The organism is Luteibacter sp. UNCMF331Sha3.1 (assembly GCF_900109915.1).
Classification (GTDB): domain Bacteria; phylum Pseudomonadota; class Gammaproteobacteria; order Xanthomonadales; family Rhodanobacteraceae; genus Luteibacter.
Genome location: NZ_FOBU01000002.1, coordinates 1,018,490 through 1,035,663 on the forward strand (window position 1 = coordinate 1,018,490; position 17,174 = coordinate 1,035,663).

General features: G+C 67.0%; 17 protein-coding genes and 1 riboswitch. Of the genes, 13 read left to right on the forward strand and 4 right to left on the reverse strand.

Annotated elements, in window-relative coordinates; translation table 11 throughout:
- Nucleotides 1-47: 47 nt before the first annotated feature.
- Both dapB and BMX32_RS13095 read left to right on the forward strand, forming a co-directional pair.
- The gene (dapB, locus tag BMX32_RS13090) at nt 48-842 is read left to right on the forward strand and encodes a 4-hydroxy-tetrahydrodipicolinate reductase (RefSeq protein ID WP_089979432.1); all 795 of its coding nucleotides are present in this window, start codon (nt 48-50) and stop codon (nt 840-842) included.
- 105 nt (nt 843-947) lie between these two features.
- A riboswitch (yybP-ykoY riboswitch) is annotated at nt 948-1,144 on the forward strand.
- A gap of 23 nt (nt 1,145-1,167) precedes the next feature.
- A complete protein-coding gene (locus BMX32_RS13095; RefSeq protein WP_089979434.1) occupies nt 1,168-2,175 on the forward strand; it encodes a sodium:calcium antiporter in 1,008 nt (335 codons plus the stop codon).
- Nucleotides 2,176-2,320: 145 nt separating this feature from the next.
- On the opposite strand, the gene BMX32_RS13100 is transcribed toward BMX32_RS13095, so the two are convergent.
- On the reverse strand, nt 2,321-3,004 hold the full coding sequence (locus BMX32_RS13100) for a 2OG-Fe(II) oxygenase family protein (protein ID WP_170843650.1): 684 nt from the start codon (nt 3,002-3,004) through the stop codon (nt 2,321-2,323).
- A 218-nt stretch (nt 3,005-3,222) separates the two neighbouring features.
- Here BMX32_RS13100 and carA point away from each other — a divergent pair, with 218 nt between their 5' ends.
- Genes carA through greA form a run of 3 tightly spaced genes read left to right on the forward strand, consistent with a single transcriptional unit; the run spans nt 3,223 to nt 8,121 of the window.
- On the forward strand, nt 3,223-4,365 hold the full coding sequence (gene carA / locus BMX32_RS13105; protein WP_089979437.1) for a glutamine-hydrolyzing carbamoyl-phosphate synthase small subunit: 1,143 nt from the start codon (nt 3,223-3,225) through the stop codon (nt 4,363-4,365).
- Nucleotides 4,366-4,414: 49 nt separating this feature from the next.
- The gene (gene carB / locus BMX32_RS13110) at nt 4,415-7,642 is read left to right on the forward strand and encodes a carbamoyl-phosphate synthase large subunit (protein ID WP_089979438.1); all 3,228 of its coding nucleotides are present in this window, start codon (nt 4,415-4,417) and stop codon (nt 7,640-7,642) included.
- Nucleotides 7,639-8,121 carry a transcription elongation factor GreA gene (greA, locus tag BMX32_RS13115; RefSeq protein ID WP_049808644.1) on the forward strand — a complete coding sequence of 161 codons (483 nt, stop codon included), beginning with the start codon at nt 7,639-7,641 and terminating at the stop codon, nt 8,119-8,121. Before carB ends, greA begins: the two co-directional genes overlap by 4 nt.
- A 116-nt stretch (nt 8,122-8,237) precedes the next feature.
- Here the strand turns inward: greA and BMX32_RS13120 are convergent, their stop codons facing one another.
- From BMX32_RS13120 to BMX32_RS13130, 3 genes are all read right to left on the reverse strand, one after another.
- Entirely contained in the window at nt 8,238-9,149 is a 912-nt protein-coding gene (locus BMX32_RS13120) for an RNA polymerase sigma-70 factor (RefSeq protein ID WP_244511521.1), read from the reverse strand.
- A gap of 127 nt (nt 9,150-9,276) precedes the next feature.
- Entirely contained in the window at nt 9,277-9,735 is a 459-nt protein-coding gene (locus BMX32_RS13125) for a cupin domain-containing protein (RefSeq protein ID WP_170843651.1), read from the reverse strand.
- 27 nt (nt 9,736-9,762) lie between these two features.
- Nucleotides 9,763-10,290: a carboxymuconolactone decarboxylase family protein gene (locus BMX32_RS13130; RefSeq protein ID WP_089979440.1), complete on the reverse strand. Its 528-nt coding sequence runs from the start codon at nt 10,288-10,290 to the stop codon at nt 9,763-9,765.
- A 94-nt stretch (nt 10,291-10,384) separates the two neighbouring features.
- Here BMX32_RS13130 and BMX32_RS13135 point away from each other — a divergent pair, with 94 nt between their 5' ends.
- The 8 genes from BMX32_RS13135 (at nt 10,385) to BMX32_RS13170 (ending at nt 17,059) form a co-directional block, all read left to right on the forward strand.
- Nucleotides 10,385-10,720, forward strand: coding sequence for a sigma factor-like helix-turn-helix DNA-binding protein (locus BMX32_RS13135; protein ID WP_139206733.1), 336 nt, complete (start codon nt 10,385-10,387; stop codon nt 10,718-10,720).
- Nucleotides 10,721-10,724: 4 nt separating this feature from the next.
- A complete protein-coding gene (locus BMX32_RS13140) occupies nt 10,725-11,732 on the forward strand; it encodes a LysR family transcriptional regulator (RefSeq protein WP_089979441.1) in 1,008 nt (335 codons plus the stop codon).
- Between the two features lie 75 nt (nt 11,733-11,807).
- On the forward strand, nt 11,808-12,566 hold the full coding sequence (locus BMX32_RS13145) for an SDR family oxidoreductase (RefSeq protein ID WP_029213514.1): 759 nt from the start codon (nt 11,808-11,810) through the stop codon (nt 12,564-12,566).
- 15 nt (nt 12,567-12,581) lie between these two features.
- Entirely contained in the window at nt 12,582-13,073 is a 492-nt protein-coding gene (locus tag BMX32_RS13150) for an Ohr family peroxiredoxin (protein ID WP_089979443.1), read from the forward strand.
- Nucleotides 13,074-13,239: 166 nt separating this feature from the next.
- Nucleotides 13,240-13,542: a hypothetical protein gene (locus BMX32_RS13155; RefSeq protein ID WP_049808641.1), complete on the forward strand. Its 303-nt coding sequence runs from the start codon at nt 13,240-13,242 to the stop codon at nt 13,540-13,542.
- Nucleotides 13,543-13,546: 4 nt separating this feature from the next.
- Nucleotides 13,547-15,346, forward strand: coding sequence for a GGDEF domain-containing protein (locus BMX32_RS13160; RefSeq protein WP_029213512.1), 1,800 nt, complete (start codon nt 13,547-13,549; stop codon nt 15,344-15,346).
- Nucleotides 15,347-15,389: 43 nt separating this feature from the next.
- On the forward strand, nt 15,390-16,520 hold the full coding sequence (locus BMX32_RS13165) for a saccharopine dehydrogenase family protein (protein ID WP_211664214.1): 1,131 nt from the start codon (nt 15,390-15,392) through the stop codon (nt 16,518-16,520).
- Nucleotides 16,517-17,059 (forward strand): DUF4166 domain-containing protein, encoded by a 543-nt coding sequence (locus tag BMX32_RS13170; protein ID WP_139206734.1) that lies wholly within the window; start codon nt 16,517-16,519, stop codon nt 17,057-17,059. The genes BMX32_RS13165 and BMX32_RS13170 overlap by 4 nt, the downstream gene beginning before the upstream one ends.
- The last annotated feature ends 115 nt before the right edge of the window (nt 17,060-17,174 follow it).

The following is a 17,174-nucleotide window of genomic DNA, read 5'->3' on the forward strand; positions in this document are numbered from 1 at the left end:
CCGGTTCCGCTGTTAGGATGGCCGTCCGAATCCAACGAGGCCATCGCATGACCCGTCCCATCCGTCTCGTCATCAGCGGCGCTTCCGGCCGCATGGGCATCGCCTTGCTCGACCTGGTGCGCGACGACGAACGCTTCGACCTCGTGCAGGCCGTCGTCTCGCCGGGCTCGGCGCGACTCGGCAAGGCGGCCTATGGCGACGTCTCCGCGCTGCGTTTCTCCGACTGGAGCGAAGCGACCGCCGCGGACGTGGTCATCGATTTCAGTGGCCCCGAAGGCCTCGACAGCGCGCTCGCGTACTGCGAGGCGAACGGTGCCGCGCTCGTCACCGGCACCACCGGTCTGTCCCCGGAACTCGAAGATCGCCTCGGCAAGGCGGCCGAACGCAGCCCGGTGCTGCGCGCCGCCAACTTCAGCCTCGGCGTGGCGGTGCTGACGCGCCTGCTTCGCGAAGCCGCCGCGGCGCTGCCAGGGTGGGACCTCGACATCGTCGAAGCGCACCACGGTCGCAAGGAAGACGCGCCGTCGGGCACCGCGCTGGCCCTCGGGCACGCCGCCGCCGCCGGCCGTGGCGCGTCCCTCGACGAGCTCGCGGTGTACGCGCGCGAAGGGCGTCCTGGCGCGCGCAAGAGCGGCACGATCGGCTTCGCCGTCGTTCGCGGCGGCGACATCGTCGGAGAGCACCAGGCGCTGCTCATGGGGCAGGGCGAGCGCATCGAACTCGGCCACCGGGCGACGGATCGTTCGATCTTCGCGCGCGGCGCGCTGGAAGCGGCGGCGTGGATCGCCGGTCGCGCCCCGGGCGCGTGGACCATCGAGGACGTGATCGCCGCGAAGGTCTGACACTTTTCGGTGGGGGCGAGCCTGCTGGCGATGCGTGCCTGCCGCAAGCATCCTTCGCCAGCAGGCTGGCTCCCACCACGATCTCGAACCCATGTTAAGATGCGCCCCGAAGTCATTGGGGAGTAGCCATCCTCGTTCCCCCTGAGGAGTTCGCGTCAACAGACTTGGCGGTCTCACGACCCCATGGCGCGAACGGCAGCGACGCACGGATCGTGCGTCGCCCGCCCGGCGAGACCTTTGGCCATCGACATGCTCACCCGGGCCGGGCGAGCCGTGTCGTTGTGCCATCGGTTCTGCGCGCTCGCCCGGCCTGAAAGCTCCAGACATGCTGCTGACGTGTTTCCTGTTCCTGGTGTCCGCGGGAGCCATTTATTTCGCCTGCGAATACTTCGTCAACGGGGTGGAATGGTTCGGGCGAAAGCTCAGCCTCGGTGCCACCACCACCGGCACCGTGCTCGCCGCGTTCGGCACCGCGTTGCCCGAGAGTGCCGTCACCTTCGTCGCCGTCATCTTCGGCAAGACGCCCGAGGCGCGCGACATCGGCGTCGGTGCGGCGCTGGGCGGGCCGCTCGTGCTCGCCACCATCGCCTATGCGGTGGTCGGAATCGCCTTGTATCTCGGTCGCAAACGCCTGAAACGGCAGGACACGCGCGTGCGCGTGGACAATCGGCGCCTCGCTCGCGACCAGTCCTGGTTCCTCGGCATCTTCGTGGTGAAGGTGGGGCTCGGTCTCGTCGCGTTCGCCTGGAAACCGTGGCTGGGCGTGCTGTTCCTCGCGGCCTACGCGTTCTACGTCTGGCGGGAAATGCGCGACGACACCAGCGGCCCGGACGACGAAGAGCTCGAGCCGCTCACCTTCCGTCGACACGAAGCCAATCCGGCGATGGGCTGGGTCGTCCTGCAGACGGGTCTCGCGTTGCTGGTCATCGCCATCGCTTCGCGCACCTTCGTCTGGCAGCTGGAAGCGCTCGGTACGCATTTCGCGATGTCGCCGCACCTTATCGCGCTGGTGCTCAGCCCGGTGGCCACGGAGCTGCCGGAGACGGTCAACGCGTTGATCTGGGTGCGACAAGGCAAGGAACGCCTCGCGCTGGCCAACATCTCGGGGGCCATGATGATCCAGGCCACCATCCCGAGCTCGCTGGCGCTGTTCGCCACGCCGTGGCTCTTCGATACGCCGCTGATCGTCGCCGGCCTGATCACGATGGTCGCCGTGGTGGCGCTCTGGGCGATGTTCCGCCGCGGTTCGGTCGAAGCCCGCTGGCTGATGCCGATCGGGCTGCTCTATGGCGTGTTCGCGGTGTTCGTGGGGTGGTATTTCGGCACTGCCTGAGCGCCGTCGCGGGCCCTTCGCCAGCAGGCTGGCTCCCACCCGAAGTCAGGCCCTTTCCCGAAGTCGGGTTGGCTCCCGGCAGGAGGCGGCCTGGTGGGAGCCAGCCTGCTGGCGAACCCGCGGGAGCGGGCCAGCCGCCGAAGCCTCAATCCGGATGCGAGGCGTTCCGGTCCCGGTCGGCGCCGACCTTGCGATCCAGCTTGCCGAAGATCTTCTTGAACACCCGCGAGAACTTGCCGCGCTTGGTCTTGCGGGCCTTCTCCTCCTCGGACGTGAGCCAGGCGACCTGGATCACGCGACGCTCGCCTTCGTATGGCAGGTGGCCGTGGAACGAATTCTCTGCGCGGCGGAACACGGCGAACTCGCCGTAGAGCGGCTTCAACTCGGGTGCGACGATGTCGTCGATGTCGTTGATCGACTTCAGGAAACGCAGGCAGCCGTCACTGGTGTCGGGCCACATCGGGTTGAGGTAGATCAACGCCGTGGCGATCTTGGACTTGCTGTCGGTGTGGATCGTGCCGTGGCGGCGATTGAGCAGGCGGCACAGCGTGACCAGCGTCGGGTAGTTCTCGAGGCCGGGAATGCCCAGGTGACGGCCGATGGCCGCGGAAAACTCCCGGGAAGTCATCTGTTCGACGAGTTCGTTGACCGACGGGCCGCAGTCGCTGGCGTCGTAGGGGAAGAACCCCGCGCTGCTGTACTGCGGGAAGTCCCGGTCCAGCTCGCCGCGGGCGTCGTCCGGCAGCTGGCCGTGGGCGATCATGAACGAAAACGGCTCGTGCCTGATGTCGGTATCGGGACGTTCCAGGCGGGCGGGGTCGAGCAGCATGCGGGCGGTTCTCGGATAGGTACCTCGGCGCGCATTGTATCGCGCCCGGCGACATTCCCCGCGTCCCATGAAAACGCGACCCGTTCATCGTTTTCCGGTGGACAGAACGCCTCTTCGCACCTATCATTCTTACCCGCCCTACGATTCCTTATCCCCAAGGCCCACGAGCCGCTTCACGCTGGCTTGCGGGCTTTGCTGCACCTGAAGGCGGCCATCCCATGCGTACTCCTGCTCTGCTTGCTCTCGAAGACGGCAGCGTTTTTCACGGCCACGCGGTCGGTGCCCGCGGTGAGACGGTTGGCGAGGTGGTGTTCAACACCGCCATGACCGGTTACCAGGAAATCCTGACAGACCCGTCGTATTCCCGCCAGATCGTCACCCTGACGTACCCCCACATCGGCAACACCGGCACCAACGACGTCGACGTCGAAGCCGACCGCGTCCACGCGGCCGGCCTGATCGTGCGCGACGTGCCGCGCCTGGCCAGCAACTGGCGCAGCGTCGAGCCGCTGCCGCAGTATCTCGAGCGCCACGGTGTCGTCGCGATCGCGGGCATCGACACGCGTCGCCTGACGCGCATCCTGCGCGAGAAGGGCGCCCTCAACGGCTGCATCGTCGCGGGCGACGCCATCGACGTCGACGCGGCGGTGGCAAAGGCGAAGGGCTTCCCGGGCCTCAACGGCATGGATCTGGCGAAGGTCGTCAGCACCACGAAGACCTACCAGTGGAGCGAGGGCGTCTACGACCTCGACAAGCAGGCGTTCTACAACGCGCCGAAGAAGTTCCGCGTGGTCGCGTACGACTACGGCGTGAAGCAGAACATCCTGCGCCTGCTCGCCGGCCGCGGCGTCGACATCACGGTGGTACCGGCACAGACGCTCGCCGCCGACGTGCTCGCGATGAATCCCGACGGCATCTTCCTCGCCAACGGCCCGGGCGACCCGGCAGCGTGCGACTACGCCATCGAGGCGACGAAGCAGATCCTCGACACGAAGATCCCCGTCTTCGGCATCTGCCTCGGGCACCAGATCATGGCGCTGGCCATCGGCGCGAAGACGCTGAAGATGAAGTTCGGCCACCACGGCGCGAACCACCCGGTGAAGGATCACGACACCGGCCGCGTGCTGATCAGTTCGCAGAACCACGGTTTCGCGGTCGATCCGGCCACGCTGCCGGGCAACGTGCGCGTGACGCATACCTCGCTGTTCGACGGCTCGCTGCAGGGCTTCGCCCTGACGGACCGCCCGGCCTTCTGCTTCCAGGGTCACCCGGAAGCGAGCCCGGGCCCCGAGGACGTCGGCTACCTGTTCGACCAGTTCATTGCCGCGATGGAAGAGGGCAAGGCGAAGAAAGCGTCCTGACGCCGACCGCCGCCCACCCACCATCCGCCAACGTTTAGCGAGAGAAACCATGCCAAAGCGCACCGACATCAAGACCATCCTCGTCATCGGCGCCGGCCCGATCGTCATCGGCCAGGCCTGCGAGTTCGATTACTCCGGCGCGCAGGCCTGCAAGGCGCTGAAGGAAGAGGGTTACCGCGTCGTCCTGGTCAATTCGAATCCGGCGACGATCATGACCGACCCCGAGACGGCCGACGCCGTCTACATCGAGCCGATCAACTGGCAGACGGTCGAACGCATCATCGCGAAGGAGCGCCCGGACGCCGTGCTGCCCACGATGGGCGGCCAGACCGGCCTCAACTGCGCGCTCGACCTCGCCGACCACGGCGTGCTCGAAACCTACGGCGTCGAACTGATCGGCGCGTCGCGCGAAGCCATCCGCATGGCGGAAGACCGCGACCTGTTCCGCAAGGCCATGGCCGACATCGGCCTGGAATGCCCGAAGGCCGCCGTGGCCCGCTCGATGGAGCAGGCGCTCGAGATCCAGACCACGGTCGGCTTCCCCACCATCATCCGCCCGAGCTTCACGCTGGGCGGTTCGGGTGGCGGCATCGCGTACAACAAGGAAGAATTCATCGAGATCGTCGGCCGCGGCCTCGAGCTCTCGCCCACGCACGAAGTGCTGGTCGAAGAGTCGGTGCTTGGCTGGAAGGAATTCGAAATGGAAGTGGTCCGCGACTCCGCGGACAACTGCATCATCGTCTGCTCGATCGAAAACTTCGATCCGATGGGCGTGCACACTGGCGATTCGATCACCGTCGCGCCGGCGCAGACGCTCACCGACAAGGAATACCAGCGCCTGCGTAACGCATCCATCGCGGTGCTGCGCAAGATCGGCGTCGACACCGGCGGTTCCAACGTGCAGTTCGGCATCAACGCCGAAGACGGTCGCGTGGTCGTCATCGAGATGAACCCGCGCGTGTCGCGTTCGTCGGCGCTGGCCTCCAAGGCCACCGGCTTCCCGATCGCGAAGGTCGCCGCCAAGCTCGCGGTGGGCTACACGCTCGACGAACTCAAGAACGACATCACCGGCGGCCTCACGCCGGCGTCCTTCGAGCCGTCGATCGACTACGTCGTCACCAAGATCCCGCGTTTCGCGTTCGAGAAGTTCCCGGCCGCCGACGCCCGCCTCACCACGCAGATGAAGTCGGTGGGCGAAGTGATGGCGATGGGTCGTACTTTCCACGAATCGATGCAGAAAGCCCTGCGCGGCCTCGAGATCGGCAAGACGGGCCTCAACCCGACCGGCCTCGACATCGGTAGCGAAGAAGGCTTCCTCACGCTCAAGCGCGAGCTGCGCGAGCCGCGCCCCGATCGCGTGTTCCATGTCGCCGACGCGTTCCGCGCCGGCCTCTCGCTGCAGGAAGTGCACGACCTCACGCGCATCGACCCGTGGTTCCTCGCCGCGTTCGAAGACATCGTGATGACCGAAGGCGAAGTGCAGCGCCAGGGCGTCACCGCGCTGGACGAGCCGCGCATCCGCGAGCTGAAGCGCATGGGCTTCTCCGACGCGCGTCTGGCCGAGCTCGTCGGTACCGACGAGGGCGCGATGCGTCACCTGCGTCGCACGCTCGGCGTGCGCCCGGTGTACAAGCGCGTCGACTCCTGCGCCGCCGAGTTCGCCACCACCACCGCGTACATGTACTCCACGTACGAGGAAGAGTGCGAGGCCAGCCCGACCAACCGCGACAAGATCATCGTGCTGGGCGGTGGCCCGAACCGCATCGGCCAGGGCATCGAGTTCGACTACTGCTGCGTGCACGCCGCGCTCGCCCTGCGCGAGGATGGTTTCGAAACCATCATGGTCAACTGCAACCCGGAAACCGTCTCGACCGATTACGACACCTCCGACCGCCTGTACTTCGAGCCGCTGACGCTGGAAGACGTGCTGGAGATCGTCGACCTCGAGAAGCCGAAGGGCGTGATCGTGCAGTACGGCGGCCAGACCCCGCTGAAGCTCGCGCGCGCGCTCGAGGCCGCCGGCGTGCCGGTGATCGGCACCAGCGCCGACTCGATCGACCTCGCAGAGGATCGCGAGCGCTTCCAGAAGATGATCCAGAAGCTCGACCTCAAGCAGCCGCCGAACCGCACGGCGCGCAACGCCGACGAAGCGCTGGCGCTGGCACGCGAGATCGGCTATCCGCTGGTCGTGCGCCCGAGCTACGTGCTCGGTGGCCGCGCCATGGAGATCGTTCACGCCGACTCCGACCTCTCGCGCTACATCCGCGAGGCGGTGCAGGTGTCCAACGAGTCGCCGGTGCTGCTCGACCGCTTCCTCGACCACGCGGTCGAAGTCGACGTCGACATCGTGGCCGACGCCGAGGGCAACGTGCTCATCGGCGGCATCATGGAGCACATCGAAGAAGCGGGCGTGCACTCGGGCGACAGCTCGTGCTCGCTGCCGCCGTATTCGCTCAGTCAGGAAGTGCAGGACGAAATGCGTCGCCAGGTGAAAATGATGGCGCGCGAGCTGAAGGTCGTCGGCCTGATGAACACCCAGTTCGCGATCCAGGGCGACGACGTCTTCATCCTCGAGGTGAACCCGCGCGCATCGCGTACCGTGCCGTTCGTGTGCAAGGCCACGGGCATGTCGCTGGCGAAGATCGCCGCGCGCGCCATGGCCGGCCGCACGCTGGTGGAGCAGGGCGCGACGAAGGAAATCATCCCGTCGTACTACTCGGTGAAGGAAGCCATCTTCCCGTTCCTGAAGTTCCAGAACGTCGATCCGATCCTCGGCCCCGAGATGCGTTCGACCGGCGAGGTGATGGGCGTCGGCCGCACCTTCGGTGCCGCCTTCGCGCGTGGTCACGAGGCCGCCGGTATCAAGGCGCCGCCGAAGGGCAAGGTGTTCATGTCGGTGCGCGATGCCGACAAGGACCGCCTGCTGCCGATCGCCCGCGACGTCGCCGCCCGCGGCTACGTGGTGGTCGCCACCTCGGGTACCGCGACGTTCCTGCAGAACAACGGCGTGCCGTGCGAGCGCATCAACAAGGTGCTCGAAGGCCGTCCGCACATCGTCGACCTGATCAAGAACGGCGAGGTGGTCTACATCGTCAACACGACGGAGGGCAAGCAGGCCATTTCCGATTCGTTCTCGATCCGTCGCGAGGCCCTGCAGCAGCGCGTGACGTATTCCACCACCGTCGCAGGTGCGCGTGCCCTGGTGCACTCGCTCGATTTCCACGCGGACCCGGAAGTGAACAGCCTGCAGGACCTCCACAAGGAGCTGAACGCATGAGCGCAACCCGTCCTCCGATGACCCAGAAGGGTGCCGATCGCCTGCGCGACGAACTCGAGTACCTGAAGCGCGTGAAGCGTCCGGAGATCGTGGCGGCCGTGGCGGAAGCCCGGGCGCATGGCGATCTGAAGGAAAACGCCGAGTACCACGCGGCGCGCGAGATGCACGGCTTCAACGAGGGTCGCATCAACGAGCTCGAAGCGGCGTTGTCGAACTCCGAGGTGATCGACACCGAGCGCCTGACGGTCGGTTCGCGTATCGTCTTCGGCGCGATCGTCGAGCTGGTGGACCTCGATAGCGAAGCCGAGGTCACCTATCAGATCGTGGGCGACCTCGAGGCCGACATCAAGCAGAACCTCATCGCCGTCTCCTCGCCGATCGCGCGCGCGCTGATCGGCAAGAACGAAGGCGACGAGTTCGATTTCACGGCCCCCAATGGCGTGAAGACGTACGAGATCAAGAGCGTGCGCTACCGTTGATCGCAAGCCGGTGGGAGCCAGCAGGCTGGCTCCCACCCGTTAGCTGCAGCCTGGCTCTTGTGGGAGCCGGCTTGCCGGCGAACCCGCGGCAGCGGGCAATCTCGCCACACTGTCTATCACGAAACCCGGTCGAACCCCTGCACGCCCTGCACGATGCGCTCCAGCTTGTCCGGATTGCGCTGCACGTGGATGTGGTGGATCTTCTCCCCATCCGTGACATAGGTCTGCGCCGACTCGAGCTCGCCGTCGATGAAGCGCAGCAACGACCACTCGCCGTTGATCCGCACGACGCGCACGTCGACACCTTCGCCATAACGCAGGTGCGCCGCATAGAAGAGCTGCGCGATGCGCTGCCCGCCGAGCAGCGGTTTCGGGAAACTCGTGACCTTGCCGCCACCGTCGCCCGACAGGTCGGCGTCCACGGCGAGCATGGAACGGATCGCGTAGAAATCGCCCTTGGCCATGGCGTCGGCGAATCGCCGCATCAGGGCGAGGTGCTGCTCGCACGGTACGCGCTGACGCGCGCGCTCGTTCCGTAGCTGATCCTTCGCGCGGTGCACCAGCTGCCGGCAGGCGGCCTCGCTCTTGCCGATGGTCTCGGCGATCTCGGGATAGTCGACATCGAAGACCTCGCGAAGCAGGAACGCCGCGCGCGCCTCCGGCGACAGCCGCTCGAGCAACAGCAGGAATGCCACGGACACGTCGTCCGCCAGCTCCTGGATGTCCTCGGGGGAGGCACCTTCATCGGTCAGCACCGGCTCGGGGAGCCAGATGCCGACGTAGTCCTCGCGGCGCGCCTTCGCGGCGCGCAGCCGGTCGATCGACCGCCGCGTGGTCGCGGCGACGAGCCACGCCTCGGCATTGTCGATGGCGTCCTGGCAGGCGCCGTTCCAGCTCAGCCAGATATCCTGCACCACGTCTTCCGCTTCGGCGACGGAGCCGAGCATGCGATAGGCGATGCCGTGCAGACGGGGCCGCAGGGCGGAGAACGTGGTCGTGGCGTCGGTCATTCCCATCAAGACGATCATGACGGGCGTTTTGTGACGGGTCTTGTGGAAAAACGGCAAGACAGGCCGATCGTCCTGTCGCAGCGACCCCGCTCATGCAGGAGCCGCCATAGCGGCTCCTGCAGAAAGCAACGGGCGGCAACCGGAGTCAGTGACCCGGCATCGCGACCGGTGCGCCCTTGTCGTCCGTCGGCGTCAGGATCGGTGCGCCCTTGTCCTTCAGCAGGAACACCACGAACTTCGCCGGCTTCGTCTTGCTGGCGTTGCGGCCGACCGTGTGCACGTCGTCGGGGCCTTCGTAGTACGTGTCGCCCGGGTTGAGCGTCTTGTCGGGCTGGCCCTTCACGCCCATGACGATCTGGCCCGAGATCACGTAGACCACGGTCTGGGCGTAGTGCTTGTGCACGGGATCCACGGCACCGGGCGGGTAGTCGACGGTGATCAGCGTGATCTCTTTGTTCGGGTTATCGGCAACGGCTTTCGTGAAAAGCTCGTTGACCTTGGCCATCGGGGCGCCGCCGTTGCCGCCGTGGTCGGCACCATGGGCGAAGGCCGCCGGAGCCATTGCCAGGCCAAGGATCGCAGCCAGTGTCGTCATCTTCTTCATGGTCGATTCTCCAGTCAGGGCGGGCGGTTACGAAAGGTTAGCCTTGTCGAGGTGCCATTCCTTGTCGAAAGCGCCCGGCACGGGGCGGAACGCGACGTTCACGCGGTTCCAGGCGTTGATGATCATGATCGACCAGGTCAGCTCGGCGATTTCCTTCTCCGACAGCTGGCCGCGCACGCGCTGGTAGATGTCGTCCGGCACGCCGGCCGCCGGGATGTGCGTGAGTACTTCCGTCCATGCGAGGGCGGCGCGTTCCTTCGGCACGAACATGTTGGACTCCCGCCACGTCGCGATGTGGTGGAGGCGCAGGGCGCGCTCGCCGTGGATGGTCGCCTGCTTCACGTGCATGTCGACGCAGAAGCTGCAGCCGTTCAGCTGCGAGGCGCGGATCTTCACGAGGTCGTGGATGGTCTCGCCGAGCGAGGTCTTCGCATCGAGCATGCTGAGTTCCATGAGCTTCTTCGTGAGCTCCGGCGTCTCTTTCATGTAGTCGATGCGGGTGACCGGAGCGACGGGTTGCTGCGCGGCGTCGGCCGGGGCGGTCTGCGTATTCATGGCGGGGATCCTCTCGTGGGCGATGCGTGGTCCGCCGTGTGGCGGGACGTCCACAAGCTAGGTCGCCGGCCACGACGGCGGTAGGTCCGCGAGCGTGATCACGGTGTTGCGCAACGCGCACCAATGCCACGCGTCACAAACGGACAGGCTGGCGCGTCTGTTGGATATGGAGCCGATGCATTCCACCTACGAGCGACTGCGCAGTCGATGGGCCGCCGAGCGGCAGCCGGATCAGGCCGTCTGGCTCGGGCTCCTCGACGCGCTCGACCAGCTGCCGGCGGACGCGCGCCTGGCGGTGCTGCTCAGCGATGTCTTCGAAACCAGTATCGACGTCGTCGCGTCCCTGCTCAACCGCGATACGGAAGCCTGCCGTCGGCTGGTCGACGACGCGCACGCACGTATCCACGCGCACGCTGCGATGAGGAAGTAACCCCATGTCCATCCATTCCCTCCATCCGTCGCCGGCACCCGCGCCGGACGCCCTGGCCACGTCGTTCTCGGCGAGTTACGCGGGCGTCATCGCCTTCATCGCCGTCGTGACCGAAGGCAGCTTCGCGCGTGCCGCCGACCGCCTCGGCATCGGCCGTTCCGCCGTCAGCCGCAGTGTGCAGAAGCTCGAACTGCAGGTCGGTGCGCGCCTCTTCTCGCGAACCACCCGAAGCACGTCGCTCACCGCCGAAGGCGAGATCTTCTTCGAGAACTGCCATCCCGGTGTCGAGCGCATCGCGCAGGCGCTCGACGACATGCGCGAGCTTCGCGACGGACCGCCGCGCGGCCAGCTGCGCATCGGTACGCCCGTCGGATTCGGCCGGCAGGTCGTGGCGCCCCTGCTGCGTCGGTTCCGCGACGCGTACCCGGAGATCGCGCTCGATCTGGTGCTGGACGATCGCGCCGTCGATTTCACCGGCGATCGCATCGACGTCGCGTTCCGCAACGGCCGCATGGAAGACAGCCAGGTGATCGCGCGCCAGATCATTCCCATGCAGATGTTCGTCGTCGCGACGCCGGCGTTCCTGCGCGAGCACGGCGACATCGAACAGGTGGACGACCTGCTTGCCCGCCGCGCCGTGCATTACCGACTCGCGTCGGGCCGCGTGGCGGACTGGGAGTTCAAGGTGGAGGGGCGCCTGCGCAAGCTGCTGCCGCCCTCCATGGAGGCCTTCAACGACGCCGATCTGGTACTCCAGGCGGTGCTCGACGGCCGCGGCGTGGCGCAACTGCCGGGCTACCAGGTCTGCGAGCACCTGCGCTCCGGCGCGCTGGAGGCCTGCCTGCCCGAATTCGCGCCCGACGATCGCGGCCACTACATCTGCTACCAGAGCCGGCAGCAGCTGCCATCCCGCATCCGCGTCTTCATCGATTTCATGATCGCCGCCATCCGCGACATGGACCTCGAATGCGGCTCCGATCTTCCCATTGTTGCCTCTTCGGCAACACGGTGAGCCCGGCTGCGCGGCTACCGGCCGCGCGGCCAGGCGCCTACGCTTTTCCATACGCACGAACAGAGGACACACGTCATGAAATTTCTCGTCATCGGGGCCACGGGCCTCATCGGTTCGCGGGTCGTCCAGCGGCTTGCCGCGAAGGGTTACGAGGTGGTCGGCGCGTCGCCGTCCAGCGGCGTGGACACGCTCACGGGCGCCGGCCTCGACGAGGCGATGAAGGGCGTGGACACGGTCATCGACCTCTCCAACTTCCTGGTGTTCGTGAGGGCCGAGGTCGAGGACAAGTTCGCCCGCGCCGGTGCGAACATCGCCGCGGCGGAAAAGAAGGCGGGCGTGAAGCATCACGTGGCCCTTTCGGTCGTGGGTACCCAGGAGCTGGCCGAGCTGGGCAGCGACTATTTCTGGGGCAAGGTCGCGCAGGAGAAGGCCATCAAGGCGTCCGGCGTGCCGTACACCATCGTCCATTCGACGCAGTTCATGGAGTTCCTGGCGGGCATCGTGCAGTCCGGCGAGAAGGCCGACGGCATCCACGTGACCACGCAGAACATCCAGCCCATCGCGTCGGACGACGTCGCCGAGCTGGTCGCCGAGATCGCCATCGAGCCGCCGACCAACGGCATCGTGGAAATCGGTGGGCCGCGACGGATCGGCATGGCTGCGCTGGTGTCGGACTTCCTGCGGAAGAAGGGTGATCCCCGGAAGGTGGTGGGCGACGCGAACACGCTGTACTTCGGCGCGAAGCTCGGCGAGAACACGCTCGTGCCGAAGGGCACCGCGCGCCTGGGCAAGATCGACTTCGATGCCTGGTTCGCCAGTCAGCCCACGACCTGAGGAAAGGATCGCGCGGTGAAACCCACACGTCCGCCGCTTTCCTTCCTCGACAGGTACAGCGGCGAGGACTTCCAGCCGCTGTATACCGCCACCGTCGCCGTTACCGGCGGCGAGGCGAAGCACGGGCGGGCCTCGGGCGTCGCCCGGTCGCACGACGGCGAGCTGGAGCTGGCGCTGCGCCTGCCGACGGAGCTCGGCGGGCCGGGCGGCGGCACCAATCCCGAGCAACTGTTCGCGGCCGGGTTCGCCGCCTGCTTCCATGGTGCGCTGAGCCTTCTGGCCGCACGCGAACGAATCGAGATCCCCGACGCCGAAGTCACCGCGCAAGTGACCTTCGGGCGCGATCCGATGGATGGCCTGTTCACCCTGACGGCCACGGTACGCATCGCGCTGCCGGGCGTGGAACGCCGCCTGGCCGCCACGCTGGTACGCCATACGGAACGTCTCTGCCCGTACGCGAAGATGGCCCGGCAGGGCATTGAGTGCATCGTCTATCTCGACGACTGAATTGGCTGTCATGCCAGCTAAGGCCGGCGGCGCATCGTCCGTTCGACCCAGCCGAGTGGCCTACTACTCCGAAGGGACGGGGAGGGCTATGATCCGCACGCAGGCGGCCTCGAGGGGAGGCTGGCGGGACGGGTCCGGGCGCATCCGCCGGCCCAGGGGCAGGGTCATGGGCAAGGTCATCGAATTTCTCGAGCGCGTCGGTAGCGACGCGACGCTGCGTCATGCCGACGCGGAGACGCTCGCGGCCGCCCTTGCCGATACCGATATCGACGATGCGACGCGAGCCGCCCTGATGGACGGCGATCGCGAGACGCTGCATCGCCTCCTGGGCGAACGCCCGTTCATCGTCGCGCAGATGCAGATCGGACCCGACGAGGTCGAGGTCCCCGGCGACGACAAGGAAGAAAACGACAAGGAAGACGATGGCCCTGCGATTTCGCGTACCCCGGTTTCGGACGAGTCGCGCTGACGCCGTGACGCGACTCGCGCGCCACGCGCTCCGTCTGTGGGCTGCCGCGATGCTCGCGGGGGCGGCGACGGCGGCGCAGGCGGACGAAGCCGCGGCCAATCCGTCGTCGCCTGCGGCGATCCTCTCCCGTGCCGATGCGATCAAGGGTTCCGATCCCGCGACCGCCGGCCGGCTCATCGACCAGTTGTTGCCCATCGAGGCGAAGCTCGCGCCGGAGGATCGGTGGCGCCTGCATTACATCCAGGGGTGGCGCGCCACCTGGCTGGGCGACTACGAGCTGGGCAGGAAGGCGCTCGAAGATGTCGCCGACAATGCGACCAACAACGTGCTGCGGTTTCGTGCGACGGCCACGCTCGTCAATCTCCTCGGCGTCGCGCATCGCTATGAAGAAGCGTTCAAGCGACTGAACCAGCTGCAGGAAATGATGCCCTCGATACGCGACCGCAAGGCGCGCTTCATGGGGCTCGGCGAAGCGTCGCAATTGTTGAGTTCGGCAGGACAGTTCGAGCAGGCGGAAGCGTACGCGCAGGAAATGGTCGACAACCCGCCACCCGGGGACACCATCTGCAAGGGCGCCGAACATCTCCTGCGTGCGCGACGCGAGGCCAACCGGCTGCAGGCGATCGATCCGATGTTCCAGCGCGCCATCGAAGTCTGCATGAACGTGGGCGACGACGTGTTCGGGCAGACCATGCGCGCCGACATCGCGGCGTTCTACGTCGACAAGGGACGCCCCGCCGAGGCCGTGGCGTTGCTGACGGCGAATCGCGAGGCGATGCGGTCGCTGAGCTACCCCGTGCTGCTCGCCGAGTTCGATGCGACGCTCGCGAAGGCGTACCTCCAGCTTGGCGACCTCCCCAACGCACGACGTTACGGTCTTTCCGCGGTCGCCAACGCGAGCCGCGAAGAGTTCATGGATTCGCGACGCATCGGCTACGAGGTGCTTTACGAAACGGAACAGCGCCTGGGCAACACGGCGGCGGCGCTGGCGTACCACAAGCAGTACATGGCGGCGGACAAGGCCCACCTGGACGACGTCAGCGCCCGGAGCCTCGCCTATCAGATCGTCGACCAGCAACTGACCGCGCGAAAAGCGGAAGTCGATGCGCTCAACCGGCAGAACGAGATCCTGCGTCTGACCGGGGCGCTCGATCGCAAGGAGGCGGAAACCGGCCGGCTTTACATCGTCGTGTTGCTCGCGAGCCTGGCGGCCATCGCGTGGCTCGTGTTGTGGCTGCGCCGGTCGCAGCTGCGCTTCATGAAGCTGGCGCGGCGCGACGGCCTGACCGGCATCTGCAATCGCGAACACTTCGTGGAGCAGGCCGAGCGCGTGCTTGCGTACGGCGCACGTTCGGATCGCGGCGTGTGCCTCATCCTGTTCGACCTCGACCATTTCAAGAACGTCAACGATACGCACGGCCACGCGGTGGGCGACGAGGTGCTCAAGCGCGCCGTCGACGTCTGCCGGCGGGCATTGCACGCGTGCGACGTCTTCGGGCGGCTCGGTGGCGAGGAGTTCGCGGTACTGCTGCCCGATTGCAGTCCGCCGCAGGCGAGGGCGCGCGCGGAGCAGCTGCGTCTGTCGATCGCGGCCACCTCGGCCACGCAGACGCATCCCGATCTGGTGGTGACCGCCAGTTTCGGCATCGCCAGCAGTACACCGTGCGGGTTCGAGCTGCACCGTTTGCTGGTCGTGGCCGACGCGGCGCTGTATCGCGCCAAGCGCGCGGGCCGCAACTGCGTGTTCATGGGCGACACGGGCGACATCCCCGATTCACCCTACCTGACCGAAGCACGCGGCTGAGCGACACACTACAATCCGCCGGACATCATCCGAAAGGGACATCATGGCGGACGGCATGGAGCGGTTTCGCGTACTCGTCATCGGCGGCTACGGTTTCTTCGGCCGGCGGCTCGCCAACCGGCTGGCACGGATCGCAGGCATCCACGTTATCGTCGCGGGCCGCGACGCGGCGAAAGCACAGGCCATGGCCGCCAGCCTGCTATCGCCCGGGGGCGACATCACGTCCGAAGGCATCGCGCTCGACATCGACGCGGCCGACGTCGTCACGCGATTGCGAGCGATCGCACCGGCGGTGATCGCGCATACCGGCGGACCCTTCCAGTCGCAGGATTACCGCGTGGCCGAGGCCGCGATCGCGATCGGTGCCCACTACGTCGACCTCGCCGATGGCCGCCGCTTCGTCTGCGACATCGGTCGCCTCGACGCCGCCGCGAGCGCCGCCGGCGTACTCGTCGTCAGCGGCGCCAGTTCCGTGCCGGCCCTCTCGGGCGCGGCGGTGGAGCGCATCGCCGCGGACCTCGATCACGTGGACGCGATCGACATCGGCATCAATCCGGGCAATCGCACCGAGCGGGGCCTCGCCACGGTCAGGGCGATCCTCGGGTATTGCGGCTCCACGTTCGACGTGCGGCGCGATGCGCGTGTTCAGCACACCACGGGCTGGCTGCGACCGCGGCGCGTGACGTATCCGGCACCGGTCGGGCCGCGCTATGTCTCCGACTGCGACGTACCGGACCTGGAGCTGCTGCCGTCGCGTTACCCGTCGGCTCGCGACGTCTCGTTCGGCGGCGGACTGGAACTGACGGTGCTCCACTGGGGCATGAGCGTCCTCGCATGGCTGCGGCACGTCGGTGTAGTACGCGACTGGCGTCGGCACGCCGGATGGCTGAAACGGGCGAGCGACCTTTTTCTTCCGCTTGGCACCGCCGGCGGAGCGATGCACGTCGTGGTAAGGGGGCGCACGGGCGGCATGGCCGTGGAGCGACGCTGGTTCCTCGTCGCCCTCGATGGCGACGGCCCCTACGTGCCGACGCTCGCGGCGGCGGCGATGGTGCGTGCGATGAAAGAAGGCCGGCTTGCCCGGCGTGGTGCCATGCCGTGCCTCGGCATGCTCTCGCTGGACGACATCCTGGCCGAATCGCACGGACTCGCCATCGACACGGTGGGCCTGTGAGGCACGAGCGCTCGTTGTACGCACAGGCGATGGGTGCCGAGTTCGATCGCCTCGACGACGTGGTGCGCCGGTTCCATTCGCTGCGCGGGCGCGTGCGCCTCGCGGGACGCTGCACGGTCGACGGTCCGACGTCATGGGTCGGGCGGTGCTTCGGGCGGATCGTCGGGGTGCCGGTCACGCGCGTGGAGGACGATTTCGTCTTCGAGCTGGACGCCGACGCAACGCAGGAACGCTGGACGCGGCGGTTTCCGCACATGACGATGCGTTCCCGCATGCGTCTGGCCGACGGTCAGCTCGTCGAACGACTCGGCCCGGTCGCGTTCCGTTTCCGGCTGCATGTCGTGGACGGTGGGCTCGACATGGCGCTGGTCCGCATGACGGTGCTCGGCCTGCCATGGCCGCGGTGGCTCGCACCTTCGATCACGGCGCGGGAGACCGGGCGGGAAGGGCACTTCCATTTCGAAGTAGCGGCCTCGCTGCCGATACTGGGTCGTGTGACGGCTTACGAAGGCTATCTGGTGCTGCCAACCGCGCCATAAGCGGCTCGGTGGAAGCCAGCCTGCTGGCGGCAAGCACCCATCGCCAGCAGGCCGGCTTCCACCGACGCAAAAAAAAAGGCCGCTTTCGCGGCCTTTTCTTCAGACACGTCGCGGC